At 37.3% G+C, this 19,036-nt stretch carries 12 protein-coding genes; 7 read left to right on the top strand and 5 right to left on the bottom strand.

Annotated features, from left to right (window positions below):
- Positions 1 to 4 precede the first annotated feature (4 nt).
- Positions 5 to 1,276, bottom strand: a complete 1,272-nt coding sequence (locus tag ACKXGU_RS11300) for an acetyl-CoA hydrolase/transferase family protein (protein WP_463465417.1) — start codon at positions 1,274 to 1,276, stop codon at positions 5 to 7.
- A 121-nt stretch (positions 1,277 to 1,397) separates the two neighbouring features.
- Here ACKXGU_RS11300 and map point away from each other — a divergent pair, with 121 nt between their 5' ends.
- Genes map through ACKXGU_RS11285 form a run of 3 tightly spaced genes read left to right on the top strand, consistent with a single transcriptional unit; the run spans position 1,398 to position 3,774 of the window.
- Positions 1,398 to 2,216: a type I methionyl aminopeptidase gene (gene map / locus ACKXGU_RS11295; protein WP_463465416.1), complete on the top strand. Its 819-nt coding sequence runs from the start codon at positions 1,398 to 1,400 to the stop codon at positions 2,214 to 2,216.
- 1 nt (position 2,217) lies between these two features.
- Entirely contained in the window at positions 2,218 to 3,003 is a 786-nt protein-coding gene (locus ACKXGU_RS11290; RefSeq protein ID WP_463465415.1) for a DUF3050 domain-containing protein, read from the top strand.
- A gap of 6 nt (positions 3,004 to 3,009) precedes the next feature.
- Complete coding sequence (locus ACKXGU_RS11285; protein ID WP_463465414.1) at positions 3,010 to 3,774, top strand: class I SAM-dependent methyltransferase; 765 nt, start codon at positions 3,010 to 3,012, stop codon at positions 3,772 to 3,774.
- Here ACKXGU_RS11285 and ACKXGU_RS11280 read toward each other — a convergent pair whose 3' ends face one another.
- Both ACKXGU_RS11280 and ACKXGU_RS11275 read right to left on the bottom strand, forming a co-directional pair.
- Entirely contained in the window at positions 3,775 to 5,304 is a 1,530-nt protein-coding gene (locus tag ACKXGU_RS11280; RefSeq protein WP_463465413.1) for a T9SS type A sorting domain-containing protein, read from the bottom strand.
- Between the two features lie 116 nt (positions 5,305 to 5,420).
- Positions 5,421 to 6,422 (bottom strand): FAD:protein FMN transferase, encoded by a 1,002-nt coding sequence (locus tag ACKXGU_RS11275; protein ID WP_463465412.1) that lies wholly within the window; start codon positions 6,420 to 6,422, stop codon positions 5,421 to 5,423.
- 167 nt (positions 6,423 to 6,589) lie between these two features.
- Between ACKXGU_RS11275 and ACKXGU_RS11270 the strand changes: the two genes are divergently transcribed.
- Genes ACKXGU_RS11270 through ACKXGU_RS11255 form a run of 4 tightly spaced genes read left to right on the top strand, consistent with a single transcriptional unit; the run spans position 6,590 to position 17,431 of the window.
- The gene (locus ACKXGU_RS11270) at positions 6,590 to 8,614 is read left to right on the top strand and encodes a LysM peptidoglycan-binding domain-containing protein (protein WP_463465411.1); all 2,025 of its coding nucleotides are present in this window, start codon (positions 6,590 to 6,592) and stop codon (positions 8,612 to 8,614) included.
- Positions 8,615 to 8,639: 25 nt separating this feature from the next.
- Positions 8,640 to 14,606, top strand: a complete 5,967-nt coding sequence (locus ACKXGU_RS11265; RefSeq protein ID WP_463465410.1) for a T9SS type B sorting domain-containing protein — start codon at positions 8,640 to 8,642, stop codon at positions 14,604 to 14,606.
- 13 nt (positions 14,607 to 14,619) lie between these two features.
- Positions 14,620 to 15,558, top strand: coding sequence for a PorP/SprF family type IX secretion system membrane protein (locus tag ACKXGU_RS11260; protein WP_463465409.1), 939 nt, complete (start codon positions 14,620 to 14,622; stop codon positions 15,556 to 15,558).
- A 4-nt stretch (positions 15,559 to 15,562) separates the two neighbouring features.
- On the top strand, positions 15,563 to 17,431 hold the full coding sequence (locus tag ACKXGU_RS11255; RefSeq protein ID WP_463465408.1) for an OmpA family protein: 1,869 nt from the start codon (positions 15,563 to 15,565) through the stop codon (positions 17,429 to 17,431).
- A 3-nt stretch (positions 17,432 to 17,434) separates the two neighbouring features.
- Here the strand turns inward: ACKXGU_RS11255 and ACKXGU_RS11250 are convergent, their stop codons facing one another.
- Positions 17,435 to 17,812, bottom strand: a complete 378-nt coding sequence (locus tag ACKXGU_RS11250) for a Na(+)-translocating NADH-quinone reductase subunit F (protein ID WP_463465407.1) — start codon at positions 17,810 to 17,812, stop codon at positions 17,435 to 17,437.
- Between the two features lie 9 nt (positions 17,813 to 17,821).
- Positions 17,822 to 18,901: a transporter substrate-binding domain-containing protein gene (locus ACKXGU_RS11245; RefSeq protein ID WP_463465406.1), complete on the bottom strand. Its 1,080-nt coding sequence runs from the start codon at positions 18,899 to 18,901 to the stop codon at positions 17,822 to 17,824.
- Positions 18,902 to 19,036 lie beyond the last annotated feature (135 nt).

The following is a 19,036-nucleotide window of genomic DNA, read 5'->3' as shown; positions in this document are numbered from 1 at the left end:
TGACCTAACCATTAATTAAATTGTAGTATTCTCTGTCAAGCATTTCCTGATGATCAGGGTGTGCAATATTAACCAATTGATTTACGCGCTGTTTTATAGTCTTTCCATACAGATTGGCAATACCATATTCTGTAATAACATAATGAACATGAGACCGAGTAGTAACAACTCCAGCTCCCATTTTTAAAGCCGGGACTATACGACTGATACCTGATTTGGTTGTTGAAGGCAGTGCAATAATAGCCTTTCCGCCTTCACTTAAGGAAGCTCCCCTAATAAAATCCATTTGACCTCCTACACCAGAGTACATTCTGGCACCAATTGAATCAGCACACACCTGACCCGTCAAATCAACTTCAATAGCCGAGTTTATGGCAACCATTCTAGGATTTTGTTTGATGATAGAAACGTCATTGGTATAGTTTGAAGCACGCATCTCAATAAATGGGTTATCATCCACGTAATCATATAAACGTTTGGATCCCATTAGAAATGTGGTTAATGCACGCCCTCGATTAATTTCCTTATAATTACCATTTATGACATCTTTTAATATCAGATCTATCACGCCATCAGAAAACATTTCGGTGTGTAAACCTAAACCCTTATGGTTGGATAGTTTTGAGAGTACGGCATTGGGAATATTACCGATGCCCATTTGCAAAGTGCTTTTGTCCTCTATCAGTCCAGCCACGTAAGCTCCAATCTTATCTTCAATTTCTGATGGTTCAGACATATTGTGTTCTGGTAATGCCTCATTACAATCTACAAAAGCATCAATTTCGGAAATATGAATAATTCCAGCACCGTGAGTTCTAGGCATTTGTTCATTCACTTGTGCAATCACATAATCTGCATTATCAATGGCAGCCAAAGTGGCCTCAACAGATACTCCTAACGAACAGTAGCCATGATGGTCTGGAACAGACACATGAATAAATGCTGCTTGCAAATCAATAATGTTTCGTTTAAATAATAATGGTAATTCACTTAAAAAAACAGGTGTATAAGAACCATTACCCGCTTTTAAGGTGTGTCTAACATTTTTACCAATAAAAAACGAATTCACATGAAAACTGTCTTTATAATCTGGGTTAGCATAAGGTGCTTCACCTTCAGTATGCAGCTGGCAAATTTCAACATTTTGCAGTTCTTCATGTCTGGCAGTCAAGGCACGAATTAATACTTGTGGAGCGGCTGCCGCAGCCTGTAAATATATTTTATCATTCGACTTGATAATTTTAACCGCCTCTTCGGCACTAACAGATTTGTACATAACATTGATATTATTGCACAAAGGTCATAAAAAAGAATCAACTAAAAACTGTTATATGTCATGTTTTAGGAACTTAAAATAGCTTGTTAATTTTAAGTATCTTTGCACATATTTTTTAATTATGATTATTGTAAAGACCAAAGAAGAAATTGAATTAATGCGCGAAAGTGCTCTCGTGGTATCAAAAACACTTGGTATGCTCGCAAAAGAGGTTAAACCGGGAATTACAACCTTGCAACTTGATAAAATGGCAGAAGAATATATTAGAGAGCAAGATGCCATTCCAGGTTTTTTAGGGCTATACAATTTTCCGAATACCTTGTGCATGAGTCCAAACTCGCAAGTAGTTCATGGATTTCCAACGAATGAACCCTTGAAGGAAGGTGATATTATCTCCATTGATTGCGGTGCCATTAAAAATGGATTTTATGGAGACCACGCCTATACTTTTCCTGTTGGTGAAATCGATTCTGAAACACAGAAGCTTTTGGATATCACCAAAGAATCCCTATACGTTGGTATTAGAGAATTTAAAATTGGTAATCGTGTTGGTGATGTGGGCTATGCCATTCAAAATTATTGTGAAGCTCATGGTTATGGCGTGGTTCGCGAACTGGTAGGTCACGGAATTGGTCGTAAAATGCATGAAGACCCTGAAATGCCAAACTATGGTAAACGTGGTCGTGGTAAAAAATTCATTGAAGGAATGGTAGTAGCCATTGAACCGATGATAAACATGGGTACCCATAGAATAAAACAACATCGTGACGGTTGGACCATTACCACTTTAGATAACAAACCTTCTGCTCATTTTGAGCATGATGTTGCCATCGTGGATGGCAAACCCGAATTACTATCAACATTTGCCTACATATACGAAGCCTTGGGTATTGAAAGTAATGAAGAAGATGAATTCAGACAAAAGGCTTTAGTGTTATAGTATGGGAAATATTGAACGCATTGAAAATGAGATAGCGCCATTACGCCAGAAACTCAACGGGCACAAACTTTACAAATCCCTTAAAACCATAGAAGACATTAAGATATTTATGGAGCAGCATGTTTTTGCTGTGTGGGATTTTATGTCATTACTCAAGGCCCTCCAAAATCATTTAACAACGACCCATTTACCGTGGACACCAGCCAAAAACCCAGCAACAGCGCGTTTTATTAATGAAATTGTATTAGGGGAAGAAAGTGACATAAATGAATTGGGAGAACCAAAAAGTCATTACGAAATGTATTTGGATGCCATGGAGCAAATCCATGCTAAAACAGATACAATCAAGTTTTTTATTGAATGTATTGAAAGAAAGCTGTCAATAAATGAGGCTGCTAAAAAAGCAGGAATTAATGAAGAGGCCATGAAGTTTATGCAATTCACCTTTGATGTTATTGACACCCATGAGCCTCACAAAATCGCTTCGGCTTTTACATTTGGTCGTGAAGACGTCATTCCAGATATGTTTTTTCAGATTATCAATCAATCGAAAATGGGAAGCGCCTCATTCAGTAAACTCACTTATTATTTAAATCGTCATATTGAACTGGATGGTGATGAACATGGCCCTTTATCGTTACAGATGATTCAGGAGTTATGTGGAACCGATTCTCAAAAATGGGAGGATGTATTGGAGGTCGCCAAGCAATCTCTTGAACAACGACTGGCACTTTGGGATGGTATAAGTATGAAAATTGAGCACAATAAACTAACCGAAATGGTTTGAGAGTAAATGAAAAAACTCTTTAAAATAATTTTAAATACCATTCCCAGACCTATTCTAATTCGGTTAAGTTACGTAGCACGTCCTGTTTTGGCTTTTATATTACGAGGTAATCGATATACTGACCCTATTGACAATAAAAGTTTTAAAACCTTTTTACCCTATGGTTATGGAAAGCAACGTAACAATGTGTTATCCCCTTCTACACTCTCTCTAGAGCGTCATCGATTACTTTGGTTGTATTTACAAAATGAAACCAACTTTATTACTGACAATCTGAAGGTGCTTCATTTTGCCCCTGAACAAGCCTTTTACAAACGGTTTCGGAAACTCAAAAATTTAGACTACACCACTACGGATTTAAACTCACCATTAGCTGATGTCAAAGCTGATATCTGTAACCTCCCTTTTGAAAGCAATAGTTTTGATGTGATTTTATGCAATCATGTTTTGGAACACATTCCAGATGACACAAAAGCCATGCAAGAATTATATCGTGTTTTAAAACCAGGGGGCTGGGGCATTTTCCAAATTCCACAAGATTTAACACGCGATAAAACATTTGAAGACAATAGCATAACCGATAAAAAAGAACGGGCTAAAATTTTTGGTCAGTATGACCATGTTCGTGTATACGGTAGAGATTACTTTGATCGGTTACGCGAAAATGGCTTTGACGTTGAAGAAGTGGACTACACCACCAAACTAACGACTGAAGAAATAGACCGCTATTGTTTAGCCAAAGGCGAAATTATTCCTTTGGTTAGAAAGTAATTACTCCTTGATTATTTTATAGGTCTTTTGCTGTCCTTCAATAGTAATTTGAACGATATAGATGCCCGAATTTAGGCTCTCTAAATTTAGTTGTGTGTTTGATGAGTTTGGAAATGAATGCATTACTTCTTGTCCCAATAAATTGTGAATGGTTATAGCATCTATGGGCTTATCTGCCTCGATATTTAATGAAGTAACAGGATTGGGATATATACTTAATTCATTAAAAGCATACTCTGTATTTGACAACAAGCCATCTTGAACGGTTAAATCAAACCAGCCTGCTGGACGTTTGTTGTTATCACTCCAAACTTGAATAAAATAGTTCGTGTCTTGGGTTACAGGAATATCCAACAATTGTTCACTACCGCAAGCTCCTGCAACTTGAGTTTGATACCCACAACCACTATTAGCGTTCCATAGTTGCAAATTAAAACCTGATTGCAACAGGATATCAACTGTTGAACTATCTCCGGAATTAAAAATAAACCAAACATCTTGTCTATCTACCACTTCGTTACAGCTTGGCACTTGTTCCGATGTTGTTGCCAATTGATTAGTTGCTGTTATGGTTTCTCCCAATGTAAGATTATTATCGACATCAGGGTATTGATAAATCGTGCAATCATCATTGCTAACAAATCCACAATTATATTCTACTTCATAATCATTTTCACATCCAGAAGCGTTGTTATGAAAATTTCCTGGTAACCATTTATCAAATTGATTGTATTCAATAAAACTACAAATCCAATCATTGTCACAAATAGCTAAATTGGGATTATTCAATATACTTATATGGTGATCAATCGAATAATTAGCCAAAATAGCATTTAATGCACTCACATTGGTTAAACTTTGATTATTTTCTATCGCTATTTGAGTTATGTATGTTGGATAAATTAAACCATCTAAACTTTGTAAAGACAAATTATTATTGATAATTAAATTTACAGCATGAAAACCTTCTTCTAAACCTATAAGATTTAAAAGACTATCATTGTTTTGAATAAACAAACTTTGAATACCAGAAATACCGCCAAGTCCTTCCAGATTTGTTAATGAATCATTGTTATCAATAATTAATTGATTGATAGCATCAAGATTTAATGGTAAACCATATAGATCATTTAGCATGGGATTATCAGAAATATCAACTTCAACTTCGACAATATCCTCTCCATCTGTAACAAATTCTAAAGCATTAATATTAGTTAAAACTGGATTGTTTTGTATGGTTAACTCTCCAAAAGAAGAATTTATTATTAAGTTTTGATTTAAACCATCAAGATTCAATAATAACGGATTGTCTTGAATAATCAAACGGCTAACCTGACTTATTTGCTCTAATCCATTCAAATTAGTAATATCATCTCCTGAAATAACCAAACTACTTTCTAGAACAGCACAATCTGGATACTCGGTTGCAAAGGCATCAATTTCAGTCTGTGAAGTAAATGTACCATCAGGAGGGCATTGAGAAAATACAAAATAAGGTAATAAAAAAAATAGAAGTAATAACTGTTTCATTTAGAAGCGTTTGCTTAAAGGTAAAAAAAAAGCTGAACTAAACTTTCGCCCAGTCCAACTTTTAGTTTTGATTAATAGCATCCTATTTATGACACTATCATTTTAAAAAGTCACATTTAGGATTCTGGAAATCCGTTAAAGGCTTGAGTCATCAAGTCTCCATTGTCACTTTCATAAATAATGAATACCTTTAATTCGGGATGTGTTTCCAGAAATTCTTCAATTTTTTCAATACCCATGGCTTGAAAGGCCGTTGCAAAACCATCAGCCGTCATACAATTTGGCGCCAACACCGATACACTTAAGATATTCGTTTTGCTTGGGTAACCCGTTTTTGCATCAATAATGTGCGCATACCGATTGCCGTTTTCATCAACTTTAAATTTTCGATAGGTACCAGAAGTAGCCATGGCATCATCGGTTAAGGTTATAGCTTTGAGTACCGATTGAGAACCATCAAAATTTGGATTATCAATACCGACTTTCCATGGTGCATCCTTTTCCAGATTCTTACCTTTTGAGCGAATTTCACCACCTATTTCAACCAAATAATTGTCACTGTTTTTAGATTCTAAAAAATTGGCAATGACATCAACACCATAACCTTTGGCAATAGCGTTAAAATCCATATAAGTGCTTTTATGTTTTTTGATTAAAAAACGATCTGCCAGAAACAACTTATCAAATCCCACAAATTGCATCAGACTATCAACTTTTAAACTATCTAATTCATTCATTTTCTCTTCAGGTCCAAAACCCAAAGCATTCACAATAGTTCCAATGGTAGGATCAAAAACACCATTGGTTTGCTCATAAATTCGCTTGGACGTGTTGTAAACTTCAATAAAGTGGGCATCAATTTCATTACTTTCGTTTCGATTCCATTTTGAGATATCAGAGTCTTTCTGATACGTTGACATAGAATTATTGATCACTTTAAAAATGCTATCAAATTGTTCAGAAAAATCAGTTTCTACATCATAAATCACAGAATAGGATGTACCAAAAACTGATCCCGATAATTTTGAATTCTGAAAGTCTCCGTCGTTTTTGCACGATATCAAGAGAACAATTGCCGTAATTAGAACGTCAAGTTTATTAAGAAAAGTGTGTTTCATTAAGTTTATGGTTTACTTGGTTGTAAAATTACTATAAAATTCAACAATCTCTTATAATTCAAATTGTTAATAAAATGTTGACAACAACCTGTAAATCCCAATATTGTGAGTGTTTTTTTACTAATTTTATCTATTAATCAATCACAGCGTAAAAGAATGGGACATCTATGAAAATTCTTTTTTCTTTTTTATTGGCTTCATTTTTTTGTTTTCAATATGGAAACGCTCAACAACTGACTAAAAAACATCGGGTAAAAAAAGGAGAAACGGTTTATCAAATATCAAGAATCTATAATGTGTCTCCCCAAGACATTATTAAACTAAACCCAAGTTCTGAAAAAGTTATTTATGTCGATGATATTTTAGTCATTCCTTCGGATAGCAATACCGATTCCGGAGAAGTTTCAAACAATGGTGAGAATCAATACCAGTCTCTTACCCATCATGTTTTAAGGGGTGAAACAAAATATGGTTTGTCTAAAAAATATGGGCTAACCATTGCCGAACTAGAACAACAAAATCCTCATATTAAGAATGGTTTACAGGCTGGACATTACTTGTCAATCCGTTCTTCAAATGTTCAATCTCCTTCAATAATCGAGAGTCAAAATACCACCTACAAATCACATTATGTTCAAAAAGGAGAAACTCTATATAGTTTATCAAAAAAATATCAAGTTACTATTCAAGAAATAAAATCGGCCAATCCGCAATTAGGTATTTTAAAATATGGCACAACCATAACAATCCCTTCATCAGAAATAATTGCTGATAGTGATCAAGGTCCCATTGAAACAGACAATAGCATCGTTGAAGAAACATCCGAGAACACTACTGAAAAAGAACTATCAAAACCAGAAAACACAGAAGAGTTTAAAACGGAATCCTTAACAGAACAAGCTGTTGTTTACGAAAACTATACCATAAAACCCAAAGAGACACTCTACAGTTTATCCAAGCAGGCTAATATGAGTATGGAAGACTTTGTAGATTTAAATCCTCAATTAGAGAAATCTGTGCTGGCTGGAACTGTTATAAAAATGCCTGTATTAAAAGAAACCAGTCAAGAAAATCCTGTTGAAGAAGAATTTGAGCAACAAACTTCAAAAAATGAATTCGTCAACCTCACTTCAACATTAAATAAAAACGCACAAAAGAAAATTCTTTTTGTTATGCCATTCAATGAAAACGAATTTAACAATGTTAACTCTTCAGAAGAGATTACCAATGCTGATTTCAATCGCAATCTGGAGTTCTACAAAGGTGCTAAAATAGCTATGGATTCCCTTCAAAAATTGGGAGTTGCCATCAAATACGACATTGTGGAAATAGATATTGAAACCAGCGTAACACCTTCAAATATTAGATCAAAAAACAGTTCTCTAGATGGTTACGATGTGATTTTTGCGCCATCCTACAATGAAAACATCGATTGGTTGATTTCTGCCGCAAACGATAAAAAAATTCCCGTTATTACCGCGTACAACGCTTCTGAAAACAAAACGTTAAATAATCTCTTTGAGGCCTACCCGTCAATTTACCAGCAACAGCTGAAGGTACTAGATTATATTAAAATGCAACAAGGAAATATCATTCTAATTAGCGATTATGACCGAGAGGCTAATAGAAATTTCATTATTTCAAATGCTCAAGAAGCTAAAATAATCGAAACCAGAAAAAGCGGAAACTACTCAAGCAAAGACTTAAGCAATCTATTAGACAGTTCTAAAACCAATTATGTTATTATTGATAGTGATAAAAATGGGGTGTTTTTGAATACCACTAATACGTTATTGCGTGAATTGTCAAACTATAAAATTCAATTAGCTGTATTAGAAAAAAATCTCATCCCTAGAGAAGAAGATATCTCCCCAAAGAGGTTTAGCATTTTAAAAATGTTGTATCCCGATGTAAAGCGAACAGCGAATCTACTTTCAGCTAAAAGTTTCTCAAAAAACTATAAAACTATATATAACATTGAATCTAACTTAACGGCTCAAGAAGGTTTTGATATTACTTATGATACTTTGTTGCGTATGTGCCAGAGCTATAATAATGATATCAATAATTTCAATGATCTTAAAACAGCATACAGCACTTTAGAATTTTACTATAAAACAATTGAATCAGGAAGACATATTAATGATATAATACTTGTCAAAGAATTTGAGAGTTCTGATTCTAACAACTAACTAAAACTTATCTGAAAGAAATAAAATGCCAAAAAAATTACTTTTTTCAATAAAAAGCCTTAACACCCTAAAACAAACTATAATTCTATCATTATTGTTAATTGCTTTTTCCAGTGAAAGTTTTTCTCAATGTCCTACAGTATCTAACCCTGCGCAATCGTTTTGTGATATAGACGATCCTACTGTTGCTGATCTAGTAGCTACCGATAATGGAAATGGAGTACGGTGGTTTGATACAGCTACCAGTACAACACCACTACCCGATACTACTAGTCTGGTTGATGGTGAGGATTATTATGCCGATCGCCCTTCTGGAAATTGTGGGATTAGGAATCGTGTTGATGTTACTATATACGGTCCTCCTTTTGGCTTAAACTTTCAAGGGGTTTGTGTAGATGATCCCAATGATGCTACTATTTCTGATTTAACTGCTTTTGGGAACAATGTTCAATGGTACAATGTGCCTTCTGGAGGCAGCCCTTTAGCTCCAACGACGATTTTAATTGATAATACTATTTATTATGCCGATCAAGAAAATCCGGATACGGGTTGTCGCACCTCAAGGCTCTCTGTTTTAGCAAATATTGGAATTGTACCCGTACCGACAGGAAATCCTGTTCAAACATTTTGTTCAGAAAACCCACCAACAGTTGCCAATTTAAACGCTGCAGGAGCTGATATTTGGTATAATACTGAAAGTTCAGTTATTCCATTAGATCCTTCAACATTACTCATTGATGGTGAAAATTATTTTGCCACTTCAATTGACCCTCCTTGTGAAAGTAATGACAGATTTGAAGTTATTGTTATAATAGATGATCCTGCTAATTCAGGTTCTGACAGTTCCGTTCAAATTTGTGAATCAGAAATCAATACTATCATATCCATTGATTTAATTGACGAACTTTCAGGAAGCCCCGAAACAACTGGTACTTGGACCGGTCCATTACCAATAACTAATGGTAGCACAGGAACAGTTAATATAACGTCCATGACGTCCTCTGGAAGTCCATATGTTTTCACCTATACTGTAGATTCTGGAAATAGCTGTTCAATATCAAGTTCTACAGTTTCTATTACAATATCCCCTGATCCCAATGCAGGAATCAGCAGTTCGATTGATATCTGTAGTAATGATACGTCTATTTATGATCTTTTTACAATATTAGGAGGGACACCTGATCCTGGTGGAACATGGAGTCCTGCACTGGCCTCTGGAACTGGTCTGTTTGATCCAGCTGTTGATGCACCTGGTGTTTATACTTATACGGTGGCTGGGACTCCTCCTTGTCCCGATGCTTCTGCTACTGTGACTGTGACCATTGTACCAGAACCGAATGCGGGTACCAATGGATCTATTGATATCTGTAATAACGATAATACACAGGACCTCTTTGGTGCTCTTGGTGGTTCTCCTGATCCTGGTGGAACATGGAGCCCGGCATTGGCCTCTGGAACTGGTCTGTTTGATCCAGCTGTTGATGCACCTGGTGTTTATACTTATACGGTGACTGGTACCGCACCTTGTCCCGATGCTTCTGCTACTGTGACTGTGACCATTGTACCAGAACCGAATGCGGGTACCAACGGATCTATTGATATTTGTGCTAATGATACGACCGTTCAAGATCTTTTCACATTACTGGGCGGATCACCTGATTCTGGCGGAACCTGGAGTCCTGCACTGGCCTCTGGAACTGGTCTGTTTGATCCAGCTGTTGATGCACCTGGTGTCTATACCTATACTGTGGCTGGTACTCCTCCTTGTCCAGATGCTTCCGCTACGGTGACTGTGGCCATTGTACCAGAACCGAACGCGGGAACCAATGGATCTATTGATATCTGTAATAACGATAGTACACAGGACCTCTTTGGTGCTCTTGGTGGTTCTCCTGATCCTGGTGGAACATGGAGTCCTGCACTGGCCTCTGGAACTGGTCTGTTTGATCCAGCTGTTGATGCACCTGGTGTCTATACCTATACTGTGGCTGGGACTCCTCCTTGTCCCGATGCTTCTGCTACTGTGACTGTGACCATTGTACCAGAACCGAATGCGGGTACCAATGGATCTATTGATATCTGTAATAACGATAATACACAGGACCTCTTTGGTGCTCTTGGTGGTTCTCCTGATCCTGGTGGAACATGGAGCCCGGCATTGGCCTCTGGAACTGGTCTGTTTGATCCAGCTGTTGATGCACCTGGTGTTTATACTTATACGGTGGCTGGGACTCCTCCTTGTCCCGATGCTTCTGCTACTGTGACTGTGACCATTGTACCAGAACCGAATGCGGGTACTAACGGATCTATTGATATTTGTGCTAATGATACGACCGTTCAAGATCTTTTCACATTACTGGGCGGATCACCTGATTCTGGCGGAACCTGGAGTCCTGCACTGGCCTCTGGAACTGGTCTGTTTGATCCAGCTGTTGATGCACCTGGTGTCTATACCTATACTGTGGCTGGTACTCCTCCTTGTCCAGATGCTTCCGCTACGGTGACTGTGGCCATTGTACCAGAACCGAACGCGGGAACCAATGGATCTATTGATATCTGTAATAACGATAGTACACAGGACCTCTTTGGTGCTCTTGGTGGTTCTCCTGATCCTGGTGGAACATGGAGTCCTGCACTGGCCTCTGGAACTGGTCTGTTTGATCCAGCTGTTGATGCACCTGGTGTTTATACTTATACGGTGGCTGGGACTCCTCCTTGTCCCGATGCTTCTGCTACTGTGACTGTTACCATTGTACCAGAACCGAATGCGGGTACCAATGGATCTATTGATATCTGTAATAACGATAATACACAGGACCTCTTTGGTGCTCTTGGTGGTTCTCCTGATCCTGGTGGAACATGGAGTCCTGCACTGGCCTCTGGAACTGGTCTGTTTGATCCAGCTGTTGATGCACCTGGTGTTTATACTTATACGGTGGCTGGGACTCCTCCTTGTCCCGATGCTTCTGCTACTGTGACTGTGACCATTGTACCAGAACCGAATGCGGGTACCAATGGATCTATTGATATCTGTAATAACGATAATACACAGGACCTCTTTGGTGCTCTTGGTGGTTCTCCTGATCCTGGTGGAACATGGAGCCCGGCATTGGCCTCTGGAACTGGTCTGTTTGATCCAGCTGTTGATGCACCTGGTGTTTATACTTATACGGTGACTGGTACCGCACCTTGTCCCGATGCTTCTGCTACTGTGACTGTGACCATTGTACCAGAACCGAATGCGGGTACCAACGGATCTATTGATATTTGTGCTAATGATACGACCGTTCAAGATCTTTTCACATTACTGGGCGGATCACCTGATTCTGGCGGAACCTGGAGTCCTGCACTGGCCTCTGGAACTGGTCTGTTTGATCCAGCTGTTGATGCACCTGGTGTCTATACCTATACTGTGGCTGGTACTCCTCCTTGTCCAGATGCTTCCGCTACGGTGACTGTGGCCATTGTACCAGAACCGAACGCGGGAACCAATGGATCTATTGATATCTGTAATAACGATAGTACACAGGACCTCTTTGGTGCTCTTGGTGGTTCTCCTGATCCTGGTGGAACATGGAGTCCTGCACTGGCCTCTGGAACTGGTCTGTTTGATCCAGCTGTTGATGCACCTGGTGTTTATACTTATACGGTGGCTGGGACTCCTCCTTGTCCCGATGCTTCTGCTACTGTGACTGTGACCATTGTACCAGAACCGAATGCGGGTACCAATGGATCTATTGATATCTGTAATAACGATAATACACAGGACCTCTTTGGTGCTCTTGGTGGTTCTCCTGATCCTGGTGGAACATGGAGCCCGGCATTGGCCTCTGGAACTGGTCTGTTTGATCCAGCTGTTGATGCACCTGGTGTTTATACCTATACGGTGACTGGTACCGCACCTTGTCCCGATGCTTCTGCTACTGTGACTGTGACCATTGTACCAGAACCGAATGCGGGTACTAACGGATCTATTGATATTTGTGCTAATGATACGACCGTTCAAGATCTTTTCACATTACTGGGCGGATCACCTGATTCTGGCGGAACCTGGAGTCCTGCACTGGCCTCTGGAACTGGTCTGTTTGATCCAGCTGTTGATGCACCTGGTGTCTATACCTATACTGTGGCTGGTACTCCTCCTTGTCCAGATGCTTCCGCTACGGTGACTGTGGCCATTGTACCAGAACCGAACGCGGGAACCAATGGATCTATTGATATCTGTAATAACGATAGTACACAGGACCTCTTTGGTGCTCTTGGTGGTTCTCCTGATCCTGGTGGAACATGGAGTCCTGCACTGGCCTCTGGAACTGGTCTGTTTGATCCAGCTGTTGATGCACCTGGTGTTTATACTTATACGGTGGCTGGGACTCCTCCTTGTCCCGATGCTTCTGCTACTGTGACTGTGACCATTGTACCAGAACCGAATGCGGGTACCAATGGATCTATTGATATCTGTAATAACGATAATACACAGGACCTCTTTGGTGCTCTTGGTGGTTCTCCTGATCCTGGTGGAACCTGGAGTCCTGCACTGGCCTCTGGAACCGGTCTGTTCGATCCGGCTATTGATGCGCCTGGTGTCTATACCTATACTGTGGCTGGGGCTTCTCCTTGTCCGGATGCTTCCGCTACGGTGACTGTGGCCATTGTGCCTGAACCGAATGCGGGAACCAATGGATCTATTGATATCTGTAATAATGATAATACACAGGACCTCTTTGCTGCTCTTGGTGGTTCTCCTGATTCGGGTGGAACCTGGAGTCCTGCACTGGCCTCTGGAACTGGTCTGTTTGATCCAGCTGTTGATGCACCTGGTGTCTATACCTATACTGTAACTGGTACCGCACCTTGTCCCGATGCTTTTGCTACGGTGACTGTCACCATCGTACCGGAACCGAATGCGGGAGATGATGGTTTTGCCGTTATTTGTTCTGATGATGGACCACAAAATCTATTTGATTTTATAAATAGTAATCCTGATGCAGGAGGTGTATGGAGCCCTGCACTAACTTCAGGAACGGGCATATTTGACCCTACTGTAGATATTCCTGGCATTTACACCTACAGTGTTGGTCCAAATCAATGTGGACAAATAGATTCATCTGAAATAACAGTGAGTATTGAAAACAATGCAGATGCCTCTGGATTGATAATAGAAATAGGAGACATTTGCCTTGGTTTACCAAATTTGGTCCAATTGACTGGAGCAAATTTTTTACCAGATGGAAACTATACCGTTGTCTATAGTCTGTCTAATGCAAATAATTCGCAAAATACAGCTGATATAGCTTTTACTGCAGGGAATTCTGATTTTATTATTCCTGAAAGTTTATTGACAAATGTTGGAACCACATCCATTTCAATTATTTCACTGATTCCAATGAATTCTATGTGTAGTGCTGACATAACAGTTATTTCTACTGAAGATTTTATAGTATTTGATAATGTAACACCTGAAATCATAGATGGCGGAAATGTCTTTTGTGAACAAGATATACCAACAGTTTCAGATTTATCATCCAACATTTTAGGAAATATACCTATAACCTGGTATGATGCTCCAGATAATGATAATGCTTATAATGACTCAACAATATTAATCAATGGTGAAACTTACTACGCATCGACTTTGACGGCCGAAGGCTGCGAAAGTATTCCCAGGTTGGAAGTAACTGTAGTTTTAAATAACTGTCCAAATGATATTATTATTCCTGATGGATTTTCACCCAATGGGGATGGTATTAATGATGATTTCCATATCGTTAATTTAAGAGATCGTTATCCAAATTTTACATTGGAAATTTATAATCGTTATGGAAATATATTATATAAAGGCAATACAGATACACCCAATTGGAATGGTTATTCCGAAAAAGGAATAACTTTTGGTAATTCTGAAATACCTGTTGGTGTATATTTCTATATTTTAAAGTTTAATGATGGTAACCGTGATCCTATGCAAGGACGAGTTTATTTAAGTAGATAGCTGATTCCAAATTATGAAGAAACATATTTTTAAATATATCATTATAATATTCGTAATTTTTTCAGAATTACAAATGTATTCTCAACAAGATGCTCAATATACGCAATACATGTATAATATGAGTGTTATAAATCCAGGATACGCAACAGACAATCCTGACTTAATTAATTTAGGTGTTCTCTATCGTGCACAGTGGGTAGGTTCCGTTGGTGGACCAACTACAGGATCCTTCTTCGCTCACGGTGTTTTGGGTAGACGAATGGAAGGTGGCATTTCGATAGTTCATGATCAAATTGGGGATGTTGTAAAAGAAACCAATGTATTTGCAGATTTTGCCTATGCTATTCCAGTTAATGAACATTCAAAAATATCTTTTGGTGTAAAGGCTGGTGCAACATTTTTTAGTACAGATTTTAACGGATTTGTTTATTCCGACCCATTGCCTGACAGGGCTTTCGAAAATAATTTAAATAAGACTTTTCCAAATATTGGCATCGGTGCTTTTTATTTTAGCGAACGGTTTTATCTCGGACTATCTGTCCCAAACTTATTAAAGTCTGAACATTTAGATAATGATAGTGGTATAGTGACATCGGGAACCGAAGAAATGCACTTTTTCCTAACAGGTGGTTATGTTTTTAATTTAAATGATAATCTAAAACTAAAACCAGCCTTTATGACAAAAGCTGTTTCGGGAGCTCCCATTTCATTTGACCTTACAACCAACGTTTTAATAAATAATAAATTAGAACTTGGCGTAGGCTACAGGTTTGATGATTCTGTTAGTGCTTTAGCTAATTTCAGGATTATAGATCCTTTGCGGGTAGGATATGCTTACGATTACACACTTTCGAATTTGGGACGATTCAATTCAGGTTCCCATGAAATTATCATATTATTTGATATTGGAAAACTAGGAAACGGTTATGATAAATCACCAAGATTCTTTTAGGACTATGAAAAAAAACCATATCATATTTTGCCTATTAATTATAACCTTTAACAGTTTTGGGCAATCAAAAAAACTAAAACAGGCTAAAAGGCTTTTTGACAATAAGGCTTATATTGAAGCTGCTTCTATTTACAAAGAATTGGATCCAACCCAAGAAGTTCTTTCCAATCTAGGTGATTCATATTATTATAATTCTCAAATTCAGGAAGCAAAAAATGCATACAATCAGCTTTTCAGTAAGTTTAAGGACAGCCTTGACAAAGAATATTATTTTAGATATGCGCACGTACTCAAAGGCCTTAATGATTATACCAATGCTGATAAAATATTGGGAGAATACCTATCAAAGGAAATCAACACTCAAAGTTTCATAGATAAACTTACACGAACAGTTCCCTATTACTATACTATAAAATCAGTCAATACGGGATCATCCATCGGTGATTTTGGTGTTTCATTTTTAGGTAATGATGTTGTTTTTGCCTCTTTGAGGAATTCAGAAAGCCCAAGTTATAAATGGAATGAAAAACCTTATTTAGATTTATTTAAGGCAACTGTGTCAAATGATATCAATTTTGAATCAGTAGAGTCCTTTTCAGAAAAAATTAATAGTGATACTCATGAAAGTAACGCCACATTTACAAATGACGGTAAGACCATGTATTTCTCAAGAACCTACAATAAACAAGTTAAAATAGGTGAGTCAAAATATGCTGTTGTTAAAATCTATCGTGCAGAATTAGTGGATGATGAATGGACCAATATTGAGGCCCTGCCCTTTACTAGTGACACCTACTCTACCCAACACCCCTATTTAGATGAAGAAAATAACAGACTTTACTTTTCAAGCGACATGCCAGGTTCGCTTGGCTCTTTTGATATTTTTTATGTAGATATTACTGGTGATTCTTTTGGAGCACCAGTAAACATGGGAGAATCAATCAATACCAAGCATCGTGAACAGTTTCCATTTGTTTCAAAAGATCATGTATTATATTTTGCATCTGATGGACATGAAGGTTTAGGTGGACTGGACGTCTTCATGACGCATTTAAAAGACGACAGCAATTCTACGCCACAAAATTTAGGGAATACCTTAAATTCTGGATTTGACGATTTTGGATTGGTCCTTAAAGGTTCGTTTGAAAAAGGTTACTTTTCCTCAAATAGAGATGGTTCAGATAGAATTTATGCTTTTCAACGTGAAGAAAACATAAGAACCTATTTAGTTGAAGGAGAAGTACGGGATAAAAATACGAAAGCCATTTTACCAGGAACGAAAATCACACTTTACAATGAAGATGGTAGTATAGCAGGTGAAACCTATGTGGATGAAAATGGAAAATACGTATTTGAAACAGAGCCCAATAAAAAATATAAAATTGAAGGTTATCGCGATTTTTATATTCCAACAAGTGAAGAATTCAACACAACCGATGAAGGTAAAATTGAACTAAATATTGAATTGGAAATTGAATCCTATGATGATGCTGAAGAAATAGTGGTCACTAAAGATGATGGATATATATATATTGAATTGGAGAATATTTACTTCGACCTTGACAAATGGGACATTAAGCCTGATGCTGCCAAGACTTTGGATGTTCTAGTTGAATTATTAAAAAAATACCCACGTATGGAAGTTCAGTTAGGTGCTCATACGGATTCTAGGAGTAGTGAAGAATATAATTTAAAGCTATCAAACAACAGAGCCCGTGCTACGCTGGAGTATTTAGTTTCTAATGGTATCGATAGAAAAAGACTCTTATCGAAAGGGTTCGGTGAAAGTCAACCTTTAGTAAATTGCGGTGAAAATTGTACTGAAGATGAGCACGCCATTAACCGACGTTGTGAGTTTATTATCTTAAAATAACAACTAATTTAAATGAGTTTCTATTACCTGAATACCATTGTATTCAATTAAATATTCCTCATTGAAATAAATAGGTAGATGTTCGCCGTTGGGATTTCCAAGACCGACACCAGCGTACAATACTTTAGCATCTTTTTCGCGAGCATGCTTCTTAAATGTTTCCATCCAAACCACATCATAATTATTAGGGTTATCAGGTAATATGACCGCTCTAACCAATACAAAATAATACTGGCTATTTTTATCGATACAAACAAACTGGGGGTGCTTTTTTAGTTTGCTGTTAATGGCAATAAACTCAAATCCTCGCTTTTCCAAATCCTTACCAACATGGTTCATGGCCAAATTGTGTAGTTCTTGTTCCGTGAGTGCTTTTTTCATCCTATTATGTTAATATTGATCTAATTGGTATTCTTTTAGTAATAATTGCCAGTCATGTGTTTCAATTAATTCCAATAACGAAGAAGTTATTGAATTTCTTAAATCAGGAGGAAGGTTTTTTCTCATTGGCATGGCATATAATTGAACATCAAATCGTAAGGGAATTAATTCTAGATCACTAAATTCGGCTGTGTTTTGCAACTGATGATCCAACCAAGGTTCATCATAAATAAATACTTCAACACTATCCTGTTTAAGAGCCTCCAATCCCTTTATGAATTCAGGATAAGTTTTTACATTTTTAAAAAAGTTTCTTTTGAGAAATGCTTCCGTCGCCGATGATCCAACTGTTCCAACCTCGGTCTGTTTAAAATCTTCTATAGACATTTCTGATAATGCCAATTTGTGTACTGTTAGATTAGACGTTATACTCGCTGTAAAAATTGAAATAATAATCAATGAGCACAACATCCACACAAAAGCTATAAACCTTCCTGTGTTGGAAATTGGCACTTTATCACCATATCCAACTGTAGTCATGGTAACAGCTGACCACCAAAAACTAGTTAACAATCCTTGAAATCCCCTTTCAAAATGTTTGTTTCGTTTTTCAATGAGCCAAATAAAAGTACCAAAAAAGCCCACCATCAACACCAATATTAAAACCAAATATAACAATCGATAATTGAATATTGAGTGAAGTAAACCCATAAGAGGGCTAATTTTAGTGCCTGCCTTTTTTACAATTGTTAAATTTCCAATGTAAAAAGGATAAGTGAAATCAATCTTTTGACTTCTTTGGTTAGTAATTGTCAAAGGATTAATAGAAAAATCAATTTTATTATCTTCAATATCTTTTAAAATATTCTTTAATGGCTCATTTGATGTGTATCTAATTAGCTTATAGGGTTTATTTATCTTCATATGTTCCCATAACCAAACGCTTACACCTTCCAACTTATCAACGTCCTTATAAATCACAAATGGAGGCGACTCATAAATACCTATTTGCAAAGTATCTTGTTGAATTGTAGCACTTACGTTATAAAAAACAAAAGCAAGGAGAATACACAAAATTAAGTTTTTCATGAAAGTCAATATTTACCAGCCTTTTCTTGGCATAATCAATTTTAATCTACTCTAATGTAAAAAATTGTGATGATTAAAACTAAATAAAACAATTTAAGTAAAATAGACTATCTTGTTTTAAAATCTTAATTTTTT

The sequence above is a fragment of the Hanstruepera sp. CR43 genome (assembly GCF_055227665.1).
The sequence above is the reverse complement of the archived record's forward strand: the minus strand, read 5'-3'. Positions and strand labels throughout refer to the sequence as shown.